This window comes from Halobacteriovorax sp. JY17 (assembly GCF_002753895.1).
Taxonomy (GTDB): domain Bacteria; phylum Bdellovibrionota; class Bacteriovoracia; order Bacteriovoracales; family Bacteriovoracaceae; genus Halobacteriovorax.
Genome location: NZ_NJER01000001.1, coordinates 270,608 through 287,329 on the forward strand (window position 1 = coordinate 270,608; position 16,722 = coordinate 287,329).

The 16,722-nt window shown below is 35.4% G+C and carries 12 protein-coding genes; 7 read left to right on the forward strand and 5 right to left on the reverse strand.

The genetic code is table 11. The annotated features are described in order from the left end of the window. The first annotated feature begins 78 nt into the window (after positions 1 to 78). A complete protein-coding gene (locus CES88_RS01265; protein ID WP_290729880.1) occupies positions 79 to 2,367 on the forward strand; it encodes an MMPL family transporter in 2,289 nt (762 codons plus the stop codon). Here CES88_RS01265 and CES88_RS01270 read toward each other — a convergent pair. Further along, positions 2,351 to 3,088: a PilZ domain-containing protein gene (locus CES88_RS01270; protein ID WP_290729882.1), complete on the reverse strand. Its 738-nt coding sequence runs from the start codon at positions 3,086 to 3,088 to the stop codon at positions 2,351 to 2,353. The two genes, CES88_RS01265 and CES88_RS01270, sit on opposite strands and share 17 nt — an antisense overlap. A gap of 3 nt (positions 3,089 to 3,091) precedes the next feature. After that, positions 3,092 to 4,150, reverse strand: coding sequence for a transglycosylase SLT domain-containing protein (locus CES88_RS01275; RefSeq protein WP_290729884.1), 1,059 nt, complete (start codon positions 4,148 to 4,150; stop codon positions 3,092 to 3,094). 234 nt (positions 4,151 to 4,384) lie between these two features. Here CES88_RS01275 and CES88_RS01280 point away from each other — a divergent pair, with 234 nt between their 5' ends. The 6 genes from CES88_RS01280 to CES88_RS01305 are packed head-to-tail and all read left to right on the forward strand — an operon-like array spanning position 4,385 to position 11,880. Further along, a complete protein-coding gene (locus CES88_RS01280; RefSeq protein ID WP_290729886.1) occupies positions 4,385 to 5,314 on the forward strand; it encodes a MoxR family ATPase in 930 nt (309 codons plus the stop codon). Continuing rightward, positions 5,315 to 6,205 (forward strand): DUF58 domain-containing protein, encoded by an 891-nt coding sequence (locus tag CES88_RS01285; protein WP_290729887.1) that lies wholly within the window; start codon positions 5,315 to 5,317, stop codon positions 6,203 to 6,205. Next, positions 6,198 to 8,117 (forward strand): DUF3488 and transglutaminase-like domain-containing protein, encoded by a 1,920-nt coding sequence (locus CES88_RS01290; RefSeq protein ID WP_290729889.1) that lies wholly within the window; start codon positions 6,198 to 6,200, stop codon positions 8,115 to 8,117. The genes CES88_RS01285 and CES88_RS01290 overlap by 8 nt, the downstream gene beginning before the upstream one ends. Next, on the forward strand, positions 8,110 to 8,706 hold the full coding sequence (locus tag CES88_RS01295; protein ID WP_290729891.1) for an arylesterase: 597 nt from the start codon (positions 8,110 to 8,112) through the stop codon (positions 8,704 to 8,706). The genes CES88_RS01290 and CES88_RS01295 overlap by 8 nt, the downstream gene beginning before the upstream one ends. Next, the gene (locus tag CES88_RS01300) at positions 8,706 to 9,386 is read left to right on the forward strand and encodes an ABC transporter ATP-binding protein (protein WP_290729893.1); all 681 of its coding nucleotides are present in this window, start codon (positions 8,706 to 8,708) and stop codon (positions 9,384 to 9,386) included. Before CES88_RS01295 ends, CES88_RS01300 begins: the two co-directional genes overlap by 1 nt. Beyond that, positions 9,376 to 11,880, forward strand: a complete 2,505-nt coding sequence (locus CES88_RS01305; protein ID WP_290729895.1) for an FtsX-like permease family protein — start codon at positions 9,376 to 9,378, stop codon at positions 11,878 to 11,880. The genes CES88_RS01300 and CES88_RS01305 overlap by 11 nt, the downstream gene beginning before the upstream one ends. On the opposite strand, the gene CES88_RS01310 is transcribed toward CES88_RS01305, so the two are convergent. Genes CES88_RS01310 through CES88_RS01320 form a run of 3 tightly spaced genes read right to left on the reverse strand, consistent with a single transcriptional unit; the run spans position 11,877 to position 16,722 of the window. Next, the gene (locus CES88_RS01310) at positions 11,877 to 12,734 is read right to left on the reverse strand and encodes a vWA domain-containing protein (RefSeq protein WP_290729897.1); all 858 of its coding nucleotides are present in this window, start codon (positions 12,732 to 12,734) and stop codon (positions 11,877 to 11,879) included. The two genes, CES88_RS01305 and CES88_RS01310, sit on opposite strands and share 4 nt — an antisense overlap. Then, positions 12,734 to 13,510: a MotA/TolQ/ExbB proton channel family protein gene (locus tag CES88_RS01315; protein ID WP_290729899.1), complete on the reverse strand. Its 777-nt coding sequence runs from the start codon at positions 13,508 to 13,510 to the stop codon at positions 12,734 to 12,736. Before CES88_RS01315 ends, CES88_RS01310 begins: the two co-directional genes overlap by 1 nt. Before the next feature lie 35 nt (positions 13,511 to 13,545). Continuing rightward, on the reverse strand, positions 13,546 to 16,722 hold the full coding sequence (locus CES88_RS01320; RefSeq protein ID WP_290729901.1) for a DEAD/DEAH box helicase: 3,177 nt from the start codon (positions 16,720 to 16,722) through the stop codon (positions 13,546 to 13,548).

The window sequence follows — 16,722 nt, forward strand, 5'->3', positions numbered from 1 at the left end:
ATTATGCAATCAATAGAAGATAATTGTGTAAAACAACAATCTCATTGATTTAACTAACTATAAATATAGAGTAAAAAAGTGAATAATCAAATAAGAAATAGACTTGTCGACTTCGCTGTCCTTCATAAATATAAGTGTCTAACCATTGCTTTAATTATCTTCTTATCTGGACTTCCATTTCTTTCAAATACGGCAATGGATTTCTCTGCTAAAGTTTGGTTTGCCAGCCATGATCCAAATATAAAAACCTTAGAAACGTTTGAGAAGACTTTTGGAAATGATGAAGCAGCAACATTAATTATTGAATCAGAGAGTGATATATTTAACCCAAAATTCATGAATATGCTGAGTGACCTTACTGAGAAAATGTGGAAGGTCCCCGAGGTCATGAGGGTTCATTCTTTAACCAACTTCTATTGGACGAGATCATTTGAAGATGAAATTCTTACTGAGGAATTTCTATACTCTGAAAAAATAAATGATCCAATATATCTCACGAAAAAAAGAGAAGAGGCCTTAGCTCATAAAGTTATTCCTGGTTACTATGTAAGCGAAGATGGAAAGAGCGCCTCTATATATGCCTATATTTCTCACAATCCTGATCAGCACCCTGATTATGCGAAAATAACACAAGGCTTGAAAGAAGTTACAAAGGATTATGATAACGAGGCTGGAATTACGTTTCACTATATGGGGCAGCCCCCGCTATCGGATAGGTTTCAAAAAGTTTCATTTGATGACCTTTTTACGATGTCTCCGCTGCTTATGCTTCTTGTTATTGTCTACCTCGTTTTCTGCTTTAGAACTTTTATAGGTGTTTTAATTCCAACAGTCGTAATTATCCTCTCTTTGGTGTCGACTACTTGTTTAATAGGAGTTTTTGGCTACACAGTTAATAGTTTAACTTTCGTTCTTCCTTCAATTCTGATTGCCATTTCGGTGGCAGACTCTGTTCACTTAATGGCCGCCTTCTATGATGAATTTGCTAAAACAGGGGATCGCTTTCACTCATGTACTCACTCTCTTCGAAAGAATTTATGGCCAATTTTCTTGACGACTTTTTCTACGATGATTGGTTTCTTCTCTCTTTATTCAAGTGATATAAAACCTGTTGCAGACTTGGGAGTTCTTGCGGGAATTGGAACTGCACTTGCTTTTCTCTACACTTATTTAATTACTATTCCTTTCTTATTAATTTTTAATAAGAATAAAACGAAAGAGAGCTTGAATGCGAAAGCTCTTCCTGAAAATGCTGTTAGAGCGTATCTAAACTTTGTACGAAAATATAGACTGTTTATAATTGTAGGGTGTTGTCTTATTTCTGGGACATTTACTTACCTTGCCGCAATGAATGAAATTAATTCTGACCCCTATACATACTTCTCAAAAGATGACCCCATTTCTAAAGGGAATAGATTTGTTTTAAACACCTATGGTGGAGTGGGAGGTCCTGAACTGATTGTCGATTCTGGAGTTCCTGGAGGGATAACAAGCCCTGAATTTCTCTATAAAGTAGAGGAGTTTCAAGATTGGTTAGAAGAGAAGGAATATGTAAATAAGACGGTTAGCATAACTAATATCGTTAAAGAGATGAATCAATCATTGAATGAAGGGAAGAAAGAGTTCTTTAGGATTCCTGAGAAGAAAGATCTCATTGCTCAAGAATTATTTATGTATACCATGTCTCTCCCCGTGGGAATGGATTTGAATAATAGAATGGATCTTGCTCAACAAAAACTTCGATTATCTATTCTCTGGTCACTGCAGACTTCAAAGGACTCTTTAAAAGGAGTTGAAGACTATGAGAAGAAAGCAAAAGAGATAGGACTCAATGTAAAGACTACAGGAAAGCCAATTCTCTTTCATAGAATGAATAGCTATGTTGTCTACACATTCTTTACTTCAATTGCCATGGCGCTACTGCTTATTACTGGCATAATGATTTTTATCTTTAAGGATATTAGACTCGGACTTCTAAGTTTAATTCCAAATGTGTTGCCTATCATTTTTGGAGCGGGAGCTTTGACCTTACTTAGTAAGCCCATAGATATTGGCTGTGCAATCGTAGCTAGCGTGACTCTTGGAATCGCAGTTGATGATACGATACATTTTTTGAGCCACTATAATCTTCTTAGAAGAAATGGAATGAATGTCTACGACTCTATGGTAAAGGTTTTTACATCGACGGGGCTGGCCTTAATTGTGACAACGGTTATTCTCGTTTCTTGCTTTGGACTTTTTATGTTCGCAAACCTTACTCCTAATATAAATTTTGGAATCCTTTGCGCCCTTGTTCTAAGTATTGCTCTGGTATGTGATCTCTTACTTCTGCCAGCAATAATTTTTTGCTTTAAAGACCAAGAGTAGGATTATTTAAAATTCTACTCAAGTGAAACTTCTCAATGAATGAGATGCTTTTAAAGTGTAGTCCAATGCCAGAAGGGTAATTTCCTTTGGCATTTGCTTTTCTCACAACAGAGGCCTGGCAGTGAAATTCAACATCATCCTTATCTCCAATAAGTATTTTAACTTCTTTACCTAATTCTAATTCTCTTTCTAACTCTTGATTTGCTCCGTTGACTGTTGAAATAAATGTTCCAGTTTTAGAGAGATCAAAAGTATGAGCGAGAACACATTGGTTATCATCTAGCACAACCCAAATAGGTAGAGTCTTTTGAAATCTCTTTGGTATAAGCCACCATCGCTTCTCTTGGTTCTTCATTGTAAAACGTACACTCTTATTAAACATAAAGAGTATGGCGATGGCCGTGCAAATTAGAGAGGCTACAACTGGTGTATACCACTGAGTGTGTAGAGCATACTTAAAAACAAAGTAATTATTAATATGAATGGCCATAAGGAGAGGGACGATAGAATAGCCTAGGAGCTTATGCCCATTAATAGTGAGAACCATCGTAGATAAACATGCGAGAATAACAAACCAATTGAAAATAGTAATTTGGTTTAAAAGAATACTATAGTTAATTGCAGTCACATCACTTTGCAAAAGAATTTGTAGTGGAATCGATACGACTATTCCTACTAGGACAATACAAGTCATAATTAGAAGTCTAGGACGCTCTCTCATTTCTTATTCCTTGTCGATAGCATATTGTCGGCAATAGCTCTTTACTTTATATACGTACTTTCTTGCTTCTTTTAATTCGTTTGCCTCAAGCCAGTACATTCCATTCTTTAAGAGATTTCTCTTTACTCTGCTTGGTCCTGAATTATAACTAGCAAGAATAACGGAAGTGATTTCTTCACTATTACTTTTTAAAGAGTCGGGGAGTGCTTCAATATTTTGAGGCTTCTTCCAATAATTTGATATATATTCAAGGTAGTCAAATCCGCCTTGAATAGAATCACTGGGGTTTAACTTCCAATCATTAGTCTTATTAATTTTTCCTGTTTCTATATAATTCTTTAAGACAGAAGCAGGAAGACGACCCCACTTTGGATAGGAGTTATATTCTTTACTCTCAAGTAATTGCTTTTCTGCCACAGGTGTAATTTGTGTAAGGCCAACTGCTTTTGCCCAGCTAACTGCCTTGGGATTAAAGCTCGACTCCTGCTCTATAAGACCTGCCATAAGCGCAGAGTTTAAATGACTTTTCTTTGCAATATTCTTTAAAGCCGTTTTCACTGATACCCTTGCTCGTATCTTGGCTGCTGAGAGTATGGGAGTGTCGTGAATATCGCAATTAGGAAAAGGATAAGTTCGTCCAATGGGACTGGCCTGTGGAGAGCTCTTGTAGATCACACTGAAATTGTGAGACTCAATTGGAGGAAGAGTTAGATTGTCTATTTTATAAATAATTCTATCGTTGGATTTTTGAATAAGTGATATGCTTTCAACTTGGGGCGTAATATCTTTATCGTTATAAAAAAAATAAACACTTTCCTCTTTAGAAGAAGCTCCTAAAGCTCTCTTTATATCAATTGTAAAATTTCTACTTTCATGAAGAACTTGGTACTTAGGAGAGAAAGTTATATTACTGCTTTGATCTGTTTCTAGAGGGGATTCCTCCTTATCTCCAGAAAAGATATCATGGCTCAATTGTGGAATAGAGTACTTAGAACCAAAAGGATGGTAAGGGCCAGCACAGCTTGTAATCATGAATGTTAGAATTAGGTATATTAATTTCAAATTACTTCCTTTTTTAGGAGGTCAGTAGTTGGAAAGGTTATTCAGTCACTATATCAATTTGTCTGAGTAAATCTCTCAAAAACGTCATCTTCGTATTATTAGAGGCTTATGTGATAGAATTGGCCCTAAAATTTGGCATTTCTCAAACTAAATAAAAGAATTTTGCCTAGAAAATAGGCCAAAAGTTACACCTAATTGGATTTCTTCTATAGAATAGAAGTATCAGGAGAATTCGTGAAAACATCTACTTACTTAAATGATAAAGTTCAGCATGCATTTGATACATGTAATTCAATTTTTCTAGGAAAAGAAGAACAATTGAAAATTGCTTTCATCAGTATGCTCTCTAAAGGTCATCTCTTAATTGAAGATGTTCCGGGAGTGGGGAAGACGACTCTTGTCTATTTACTCTCACATATTTTTGGATTGAATCTCTCTAGAATTCAATTTACTAATGATCTACTGGCTTCAGATATTCTAGGAACATCAATATTTGATACGCAGACTTCTAGTTTTGTTTTTAATCGTGGTCCCATATTTAGTAGAATGGTTCTAGGAGATGAGCTTAATAGGGCGTCTCCAAAAACACAGAGTGCTCTCTTGCAAGCAATGGAGGAAAGGTATATTACAGTTGATGGTGGAGAGTATCAGCTAGAAGAGCCTTTTATCGTTGTTGCAACTCAAAATCCATTAGACCAAATCGGAACGAATCCTTTACCTGAATCTCAATTAGATAGATTTTTTATGAGTCTGACTATAGGTCTTCCTGATCGTGAATTTGAAAAGAAGATTCTTCTTGGGGAAAATATACGCGAGCAAATAAATGGACTTCATTCATTTGTTAACTTAGAAGAGTATCTATCCATTAATAAAATGATTCAAAAAATTCATATTGAAGATCAGCTTATAAACTATGTTTTAAATCTCTTAGAGTATGCACGCACGAATTTATCTAGTGGTGTGAAGCTCTCATTAAGGGCCGGGCGTGATTTATTACTGGCATCTAAGGCATGTGCATTTTTTGAAAAGAGAGATTATGTAACTCCAAGTGATGTGAAGACAGTTGCTCCCTATGTCCTCTCTCATAGATTAAACTTGCGAGACGGACTAACTGTATCGCAGGATAAAATTAGGGAAGTCTTAGAGAGTGTTGCAATTAGATAGATGAAATCTCCTTCTTCTCGAACATATATTATTCCTACAGGTCTAGGCTTTATCCTTGGAATAATTATTTTTCTTGCCTTTATTATTGCCGTTACATTTGGTCACCCATTTTCTTACTTTATAACTTTCTTTTCTGTGGCAATTGTTATTGTTTGCGCTTTTCATACAAATTATTCAATAGCTCGGTTGAAAACGTTCTATTTTAGAGATGAATTTATTGAGAGTGGAAAAGAATGTGAGATATCTTTTGAGGTTTCTTCAAAAGAAGTAATAAGTGCAAAGGCAGTATTTACAAGAGTTGATGGAAGTAAGAAGGTTAGATACTCGGTTATTAGTAGGGAAAGTTCGAGGTTAAGATCTATCATTTATAGAGATAGGTGCGGTGTGTTTAAAACTCCAAGAATTAGAATTCATACGACTTATCCTTTAGGGTTATTTAGAGCATGGAAGTATGTTGAAGCGAAGAATAATTTAATCGTTTATCCTAAACGTATTTCAGGGCACGAGTCCTATAGTGACACTAATATTATTCAACACTCAGATACTGTTTTTAGGCAGAATTTAGAAACGAAAGAAGAGTTCTTAGATCATAGACGTTTTCGTGAAACAGATTCTTGGAAACATATTGATTGGAAAGCATATGCAAGAGGTAAGGGACTTTTAACAAAGAATTTTTCTGGCAATGAGTCTGTTGTCGTTACGTTAGAGGTGAGAAGTAGTTCATCGCTTGACGTTTTAGGACTTGTTACTGAAGAGCTTTTTAGAAATTATGAATTATCAAAGGATACTATCTTTGTCTTAGACGATGAAGTGATTTCTAGAGGTGGTAATCAGTTGCATTTACATAAGTGTTTGCGAGTATTGAGTTTACTAGGAGGAAATCGTGAGTAATTTATTTACGAAAATCTCCCTTGTCTTTTATATCATTCTAACCTTATTCTTTCTGCCATATTTCTCTTATTCGGCAATTAGTCTCTTTGGTTCAATTATCTTAGTTATTCTAGTTCATAAACAGACGAAGTTTCGTTTTCTTACATATTTGAGATTTCCATTTCTACTCATTTCTATTTTTATCATTTATAAAGAGTATGGAACATGGAGAGGTTTTGAGCCTGCGAGTATTCTTTTTTCTACACTAGTTTTACTAAAGATATTCGAGTTGAAGTCTAAGAGAGATATTTACTCTTTAATTTTAATTCAATTCCTCCAGATTCTTTCTTTGAGTTTACTCGTCGAAGATTTCTACTATCTTTTTATTATTTTCATGAGTCTAATTATTTGTTTTTGTAATTTATATATTGTTCAACAGATCTCAATTGATAAGTTTCTCTTTAAGAAGAGTGTGAAAAAAATTATTCAATTTACACTTTACGGTGCACCTATCGTTATAATCCTCTTTCTTGCATTTCCAAGATATAATTTCGGAGGATTTCTCTTTGCTACCAATACAGCTTCAACAGGATTTAATGAAGACTTAAAGCCTGGCGATATTGCTGAAATAATAAAAGACCCTGCACTTGTCTTTCATGTGAGTTTTTCAAGAAGAATTAAGAGGCTTGATATGTACTGGAGGGGACAAATCCTTGCCAAGAATGACCTCTTTAATTGGTCTAAAGCGAAACTTCCGGAGATGAGAAACCATCAGCCAATTTACAAGAAATATGATTATCTCGTTACTCATGACAGTTTATCTAGCGGGCATTTGTTTACTTTAGAAAGAACTAGGAAAGTTGTTTTAAACTCTCTTGGTTCTCTGATTAACCTAAAGGGAAATCTCTATTACTCAAATCCAATAATGAATCAAAAATCCAGATACAAAGGGTGGCTTGGCCCTGAATTACCGGCAAAGTTATTAAAAGGTTTTGAAAGCACTTATCTACAGACAAATATTCCAAAGAATTCAGAAACATTGAAGTTTGTAGAGGTGAATAAAGAATTAAAGGGGAGACCCACGGATGTCGCTAGGTTTTTAAAAGAATTCTTTCGGAAGAGTTTTACTTATTCAACGTCACCAGGACTTTATGAGAGTGAAAACCCTTTAGATGAGTTTTTATTTAAGAGGCAAGTGGGATTTTGTGGACACTATGCTTCTGCCAGTGCCACGCTCTTTAGGCTTTTTGGAGTACCCTCTAGAGTTGTCGTAGGTTATCAAGGGGGCCTTTATAATGATATAGGAGATTTCTATATCATTACTAAGAAAGATGCTCACTCTTGGGTTGAGTATTTAGGAGAAGATGAAGTTTGGACAAGATTTGACGCTGTAAATGTTGTTTCTCCTGAACGAATTCTTTACGGAGCTGATGCCTACTTTGAATTTGAGAAGTTAAAAAGCAGAGGAAGAAATATTGAAGAATTCATTTCAAGCCGAAGTGGTGTTATGTCTGACTGGAGACAGTTTATTCAAAATATTTACTATAAAACGGGAACTCTCTTTTTTAATTATGACCTAGAGGCGCAAAAGAACTTATTTAAGAATATTTTAAAGTTTAATTACTCTAAATCTCTTATTGTATTCTATCTCCCTTACTTCATTATAATTTGTCTCTTATTAGTTGCTTTCTTTTTTAAGAGGAAGATTCAAGGTTTGTTGATCTTTGCTTGCATTAATAAGTATCACTCTCTTTCGTGGAAGAGGTTTATTACACTCTCTGAGTCTCAATTAATTGAAATTATAGAAGAGAGGTCAGAGAATTTAGAAAATCTTATTATGATCTACCAAAGTCTAAGCTATAGTCGCAATGAGTCAATCTTTAAAGAGTTGTCATTCTTTCCACTGGCCTTTAAAATTTTAATCTATGGCTAAACGAATCATTATTTTATTTCTTATTACTACATGCTCTATTTTTGCAGATACTAAGGTTCTCTTTATAGGGGACTCTCTAACTGAAGGTTATGGTATTGCTAAGGAGAAGGCCTATCCTTATCTTCTCAGGGATATATTGGAAAAGAAGTACTCGAAGAAGATTGAGGTTATAAATGGTAGCGTTTCGGGTTCGACAACGGCCAGTGGGGCCTCCCGTCTTAAGTGGTTTCTTCGTTCAAAACCAGAAGTCCTAATTCTTGCTCTTGGGGCAAATGATGGACTAAGGGGAATAGATTTAACTTCTTCTAAAAAGAACCTCGCAGCGATTATTTCTATGGCAAAGAGTAAAGATATGAAAGTTATTTTGGCCGGTATGTATATGCCGCCAAACTACGGACGTGACTACACTAAGAAGTTTAGAGATATGTTTGTAGAACTTAAGAAAGAATATAGTGTGACACTTATACCATTTCTACTTGAGGGAGTCGCCGCAAAGAAAGCGCTGAATTTGTCAGATGGAATCCACCCAAATGAGTTAGGACATAAGAAGATGGCCGAAAACTTATTACCTTACTTTAGGTCTTTATAATGATTTTAGAATGCAATAATTTATATAAGAATTTTATTCAGGGAACAAATACTATAAATGTTCTTAAAGGGGCCTCGCTTTCTTTAGATATTAGAGATACTCTCGCCATTGTGGGAAAATCTGGAAGTGGAAAGTCTACTCTCTTATCTATACTTAGTGGAATTGAAAGTGTTGATAAGGGCTCCATTAAATTTTTAAACGAAGATATAACTCATTTTTCTCAGAAACAAATGACTGAACTTCGCTCTCACTCTATTGGGGTCGTTTTTCAACAATTTCATTTAATTGAACATTTGAGCGCTCTTGAAAACGTCATGTTGCCACTTGAAATATCTAATTCTCCAGATGCAAAGACTATAGCAATGGATCTCTTAAGTAAGGTTGGTCTCGCGGATAGGGGAGATCACTTCCCGAGTCAATTAAGTGGTGGTGAAAAACAGAGAGTGGCCATAGCCAGGGCGATGTCTAATCGGCCTAAGCTCATCTTGGCAGATGAACCAAGTGGAAGTTTGGATGAAGAGACTGGTGCGAGTATTATGAACCTTTTATTTGATTTAGTAGAAAAAGAAGATATGGGGCTTATTCTAGTTACACACGAGCTTCAATTGGCCGCTAGGTGTAAGAGATCCCTAATTTTAAAGCAGGGGATTCTACAAGACGGAAGTTTGAATGATTCTTAAGCTTATTTATAGAGAGCTTAGGAGTTCCCCGAAGTTTGTTCTAATTTTTATTTTAAATTTAGCGATAGGATTGATTGGATTAGTTTCAATTCAGAGTTTTAAAACATCTTTTTCAGAGGAGCTAAGGAATAGGTCAAAGTCAATTCTAGGTGCTGATCTTGCAATTTCTTCAAGACAAGAAATTGATTTAGAGACGATATCATCAGTAATTAAATATAGTGATTACTCAAAGAATATAAGACTCTTCTCTATGGCGGGCTCGGGAGAGTTTTCACGACTTGCTAGTGTAAGAGTCATGGAGAATAAGTTTCCATTCTATGGTCATATCCTTCTTGAAAACGATCAGAAGTTAAAATTTTCAAACGATAGCGAAGCCTATATTTATCCGGAGCTTCTACGGCAATTAAAAATCTCGGTTGGAGATCAAATCACTCTTGGAGATGCAAAATTTAAAGTCGCAGGAGTTGTTATTGATGATGGTCAGCAAAGTTTCCAAATGGGAGGAATTGCTCCCAGAGTTTATATTACTCCTGTTGGGCTTGAGAGAGCGAAGCTTATTAAAGAGGGAAGTACCTTTACTAATTCCTATGCTTTTAAAGTTAAAGAGAAAATTACAAAAGAGCAGCTTAAGGAGTTAAGTCTCTCTATTAACGATAGTAGTGCAAGAGTAGTGACTCCTGAGAAGTCATCTCAACAGGTCAGTCGTATTCTTAACTACCTAAATGATTTTCTAGGACTTGTTAGTCTTAGTGGGTTATTTCTCGCAACAATGGCAATGATGTACCTCTTTAGAAGTTTTCTCTATAAAAGAAGAAAAGAAATTGCGATTTTTCAATTTCTTGGACTTAAGAAGTCTTCTGTCTTTCTTATTCTTATTGGGCAGCTCCTGGTTCTAAGTCTTATAAGTACTCTTGTTGCAGTTTCTTTTGGACCAATCGTCCTTCCTATGATCATTAAGCTATTTAATGAACAGCTTGGTTATAACCTACAGCTTTCTTACACTTTTTCTTCTCTTGTTCTACCTCTGATTATTGGTCTTTTAAGTCCAATGTTTATTGGGATTGCTCTTATTCACCCGTACTTAAATATTGATTACAACTTTCTCTTTTCTCACGACGATGAGGGAGAAAGTAAGGTTTCTTCTCATTTAATTTATATCCCTTGGATTATTTTCTTCTATATTATTTCAATAGTGATTAGTCATTCGATAATAATAGGTTCTATCTTTGCTTCCTTTCTCTTTCTCTCCCTTGGAATACTCTTTGTTGGAGGAAGTTATGCTTTAAAGAAGTTAAGCTTTCTCTCTTCCAGAGGAAAATTGACGTCTAAATTAGCGTGGGGTTTTCTTACAAGATATAGAGCATCGACACTATTTATTTTTTCAAGTCTTATGATTTCAACGACTATGATTACACTCATTCCAACTCTTCGAAATGTTCTTCTCTCTGAATTAGAAGGACCGCTTAAAGGGGATGGACCATCTCTCTTTCTCTTTGATATTCAGCCTGAGCAAGTAGAAGGACTAAGTTCTTTCTTTAAAGCTCAAAAAGATAGTGACATCCAAGTGATGGCGCCAATGATCAGATCAAGAATCTCTAAAATTAAGGGCGAATCTATTGAGTCTTCTGTTGAAGATTCAATGACAAGAGAGCAAGAGCGCGCCGTTAGGATGAGAAATCGAGGGGTGAATTTAAGCTACCGTGATGGTCTTGATATTTCAGAGAAATTAATTGAAGGAAGGCTTACGGAGGGAACTTATTCTCCAGATAAAGATAAGTTCGCTGAAGTAACTCTTGAGCATCGGTACGCATCAAGGCTAGGAGTTCAGGTTGGGGATACTCTAGAATTTGAAATTTTTGGAATCCCTCTTCCTACGAAGATTGTAGGCCTACGTGAAGTTAAGTGGACAAGCTTTAGACCGAATTTCTTCATTCAATTTCAAAAGGGTGTTCTAGATGATGCTCCAAAAACTTTCGTTTCGGCGCTTAGTTCAAAGAAAGAGAGAATTGAAGATATTCAACAACAACTCTTTTCTAAATTTCCAAACGTATCAGTAGTAGATATTACGAGAGCAATTGAGAGAGTTACAAATATTATGGAGAGTATGGTACTCATCTTAGGTTCTATGACTCTGCTTGTTTTCTTTGTTGGTATTTTTGTTCTCTATTCTCTTATTGGGCATCAGTTAATTTTAAGATTAAGGGACTTAAACCTATTGAAAATTTTGGGGCTGAGTGATTCTAGTATTATTAGGATAGTTCTCACTGAGACCTCTTTAATCGCAGTCTTCTCTTCTGCCTTTGGAGGAATCTTGAGCTTACTCTTAGGTGGAATCATTTCTAAAGTGGCCTTTCAATCTAGTTTTGTCTTCGATTTTAAGCTTCTTATTCTGCCTATTGTCGTGGTGACTCTAATAAGTATATTTATCACTTACTTTACGACAAAGAATATGCTTGGTAAGAACGCGGCAGATGTCTTCGGTGAAATTAATTAGAAGCCATAAAAGAATCCGCCTGATTCTTTGGCAAGCTCTCTTAGAAAGACTGAAGCCTTGGTGCTAGAATTCATTGAGAAGGCGGCACCTACACCGATTGTATTAATTTGAATCTTCTTGTAATTATTCTTTCGGACCTCTTGTAAGATGTCGTCAATATCTTCATACTTACTTGAATTTGAACCCGTAGGGGCTCCGTCGGAGAGAAGAACTATATCTGTCACATCAGAGTATCTTGTCATCGCGTAATTTAGGACACTTCTAGTTGGAGTTGCCCCGTTAGGCCTTAATTGATTAAGAAATCTATAGACCTCTTTCTTTTGATTTTCTCCAAGCTTTTGAGTATAGCTCCAAAGAGAGTAGTAATTTGCTTTATTCTTTCCTGGAAATTGAATGACATCAATTTCAAATTCTCTAGGCATAGAAGTAATAAGCATTTTTAGTCCGGCCTTTACTTGTCCCATTTTATCGAGGGTTTTCATTGAACCAGATACATCAACTAGAAAAACTATTTTCTTACCTTTAAATTTGAATCCAACATCAACATCTAGTATTCCCTCTTTTACCTCTTGGACGACTTCAGCTTTAACAATTTCTTTAGGAGGCTCTACAACTAATTCAGGAGGTGTTTTCTTGTCAATATTGGCGAGCTTTATTTCGAGAGATTTAATTTTAGCCTTCAAGGATTGATTCTTTGCCAGAAGTTCTCTTTCTTGTGATGGGGGCTTTGGAAGTTTTTTCTCTTGTTTTGCTTTGGGGACAGCAACGAAGAGAATAATCACGGCACCCAGAGCACCAGAGAGAAGATCTAGAAAAGAAATATTGAATGCATTAATTTCTCTCTTAGAACCCATTATTCAATCTCAATTCTATTGATTAAATTTTCTATTACGTGGTCTTTGATTTTTGCGTGTAGTAGGTCAAGTTCCTTTTGTAAGCTATGGTAATACCACATGATGATAATACTTAGGAGAAGGCTCACAAGTGTTGTGTCGAAGGCGACTCCTAATGTTGCAGTAATGAGGTTCATATCACCACTATTCGCTATCATTAGGGCCTGTGAAATTCCAAGAACAGTTCCTACAAAACCAATCGATGGGATAACCCAAGTAAGGTATCTAATATTTGATTGATCAGACTCTGATAGCTCTTTATTGATGTCTGTTTGAATACTAATTATTTCGATCATTTCTGGAATTGACTTTGTTGCTCTAAATTTAAGACAGGCCTTCGTGATCATTTTAAAAAGTAGTAACTCTTTTCTCTTATCTAGTGAAGTTACTTTTAAATGAATATCACTAACTTCGGCCGGAAGAATTAAATGCTTTTCTTCCGTTGGAAGTAATTTAACTTTAAAGGCCTTATTCTCTTTTACAATTTTCTTTAATAGATCTCGTATTTCAAAGAAGGCCCAAAAGAATGCAATATAGGTGAAGCATTGAATATAGCCTCCGCCTAGAAAGTCTCCTCCTAGAAGAATAAAGAATCTGTGAACGATACTATCACTAGTGAAGTGAAATCCGATGGCCATACAGAAAGTAAAGAGAATTGATATTGTCGCAGCTTTCGTTAAATCAATAAGCTTTTCATTAATTTTCATAAAATCCTTAAGTATTAGATACTTTTCCATTTTAATCTAGAATAGCATTTTGAAAAAGGGGGAAATTAGGAAAAGAGAAAGACAAGATCACTTGAATCTATATCCTTTAGTACTGTTGAATTTGAGAAGAAGAGATTATCTATGAGCTTCTTCTTTCTCTTTTGCATTTCGACGATTTTTTCTTCAACTGTATTCTCGCTGAGAAGTTTTATGGCGTAGACTTCGCTTTTTTGACCAATTCTGTGAATTCTGTCGATTGCTTGGCCTTCAACTGCTGGATTCCACCAAGGGTCTAGAAGAAAACAGTATTTGGCCTCTGTTAGGTTAAGTCCGTATCCTCCCGCTTTAAGTGAGATGAGAAAGGCCGTCTTCTTAGGATTTTCTTTGAATTCATCTATAACTTCTTCTCTATTATTGGTCTGACCATCTAAGTAGGAGAATTCGATTCCTTCTAATTGAAGTCTTTCTTGAACAATTTTTAGAAACTTTGTGAATTGACTAAAGACGAGGGCTTTTTCTCCAGACTTTGCAATAACTTTGAGCTTTTCAATTAAAATCTCAAGTTTAGAACTTTCGCTGTCCTTGTAAATAGGATTGATGAGTCCTGGATGGCAAGCTGCTTGTCTAAGTCTTAGTAGCGCCTCTAAAATATGAACTTTACTTTTTTTAATGCCAACCTTTTGAACTTTATCCATCAATTTGGTTCGATAATGTTCTTTTAATTCATTGTAGATTTTATTCTGATCTTCAGAGAGAACGACAGGAAGAATTGACTCATACTTCTCAGGAAGATCTCTTAGAACATCAGATTTTAATCTTCTAAGTATTAGCGGTCTTAGACCTTTTAAAATATTTTCAACAACGCTCTCATTTCCGTCTGTTAGATTTTCTTTAGAAATTTTTTGCTGGTTAAAGACTTTAGGGGATAAGAACCTAAAGAGAGTGAAGAGTTCACTTAAACTATTCTCAATAGGTGTTCCCGTTACAATGAATCGACTTCTAGAATTAAGTAAGAGAACGCTCTTAGAAGTTAGAGAGCTCTCATTCTTTATGTGTTGAGCCTCATCTAGAATAATTGTATCAAACCTTGTATCTTTTAAGATTTCGTAGTCATTCCTTGTGATTCCATAAGTACAGAACATTATATCGAAGTCTTCTTCGAGAAGTTTAACTCTTGAGTCTCTTTGTCCCTCGTAAATCACAGTTTTTATTTCGGGGCAAAATTTTGCAGCTTCTTTTCTCCAATTGTGAATTAGAGATTTTGGAACAATAATGAGATGCTTTGTCCTTCCTTGTATTCTTAGTATTTCAAGATGACAAAGTATTTGAATTGTTTTACCAAGCCCCATTTCATCAGCAAGGCAGCCTCCGAGTGAGAGAGAGTCAATGAAATTTAGCCACTGAACACCTTCTCTTTGATAATCTCTCAAAGTTCCAGTAAATGTTTTAGGAATATTTAAGAGGGGAGCTTCTTTTGCGTGCTTGAGTTTTTCTAAGAGAATACTATAGCTTGGAGTATCAGTTTTAAGAAGCTTCTCTTCAAATAATAAATCCATATAGAGAACATGATCCTTTGCGATCATTAATTTCTCATCTGCTATATAGCTCATATGTTCGAGTCTTAAATGTTTTCTTAGCCAATCAAGGGGAGCAAGTCCTAATGTTCCATTTTTTAGAGGAATAAGTGCTTGTGAATCTTTTGCCATGGCAAGTATTTTTGGTGTATGAAAACTTTCTTCATCGAACTCTAAGTTTGATTTAACTTCAAACCAATCATCTTCAGTTTTTAAAGTTATTCCCATACTCTTTGGAACGGAAACTCTCTTATTCTTAGCATAGACTTCGATTTTTAAGTTTATGAGTTTTTCAATCTTATCATTGAAGTTATCAGCAGATATTTCAATTTTTCTACTAAAGTCTTTATTGGCAAGATTGAGATTTAAAATTTCTGCAATGCTCACAAGAAGCTCTTCTTCTTTTAGGGTATTCTTTACTCTTAGTATTCTTTGATCTACCTGATTTAAAGGGAGAGGGCTTAGTGGTGAGTGCCAATTCTCTTCAAAGGTACAAATGATCTGTGCCCATATAATAGGACCTAGAGGACCTGAGGATATATCAAGGTTCATTCTTATTATTGGGTCTACTTCCTCTCGGTCAATTTTTATACTCTTAGGTATCTCAAGATTAGCGAGAGTCGGGTGCTTTGAAATAAAACTCTTTAGATCTTTCTTTTGGAGCTCTTCTTTTTTGAAGCTGGTTTTGCCCTCTAAAAATTCAGTAAATAATGGTTTTAAACCTCTATAGTTGACTTTTAAAATTGAGCCTTTGAAAATAGCGAGGTCAATTCCAGAGATGATTGTTACTTCTCCTATTTCTAGAACTTCTCCGTTTAGGTTAAAGAAAGGAACAAAATTCCAATCAGTTGAATCATCGAGTTTACTGTGAGCAACTAAGCTTTCTTTAATATTAAAGTTAAGCTTTCTGTCACCTGAATCAACTAGAGAAGACTTGCTCACAAGAGGAAGTAGGTAGTCTATACTTTCTATAGGAATTTCAAAGAATGAATTCTTTCCACGAATATTTTTTCTCTGCCAATATGTCTTAGAGTGAATTGTGGTCATACGTCTGAAAATTTCAACAAGCCCTCTATCGGAACTTGTAAGCGTATCAATGAGCTTATCTGTTACTTGAACAATTCTTCCATCAACTGTGAATTCAATTCTAAGGAAACCCTCTTGCATTGGATATTTTTCAAAAATCTTAAAGCCTAATGACTTTTCCTTTTCTTCTTCCAGTGAATACTTTGTCTCAAAGTCTAGTCTCTGTTTCTCAAAGGCTTCATCTAATTTGTGGAGAATATCAGAGCCGTGTCTTTTAAAAGGATCAATATTAGTATCAGTAAAAGAGCTAATAAACTCGACTTTTTGAAGGCTTTGTCCAAGCTCTGGGAAGAGCTCACTATTTGCTGCGAGAATAGTTGCCCATAGATGAGGGCAAGCCTCGGTTATTTGAAATTCATTGCAATCACAACTGGCCTTGGTGGCCTGATAGGACTTAAACTGTATCCATTCAAGGGAGATATTATGAATCTTCTCCCCGAGAGTATAGGCCTTGATTTCATTGGCCTGTGAGTGAGAAATACGTACTAATTTGCTAGACAGGAGTGATTCACCAATTTTTTTTTGATTATTGTTGAAGTAATAGGCACATTTATTAGAAAAACTCACAAGATTTGATACCAT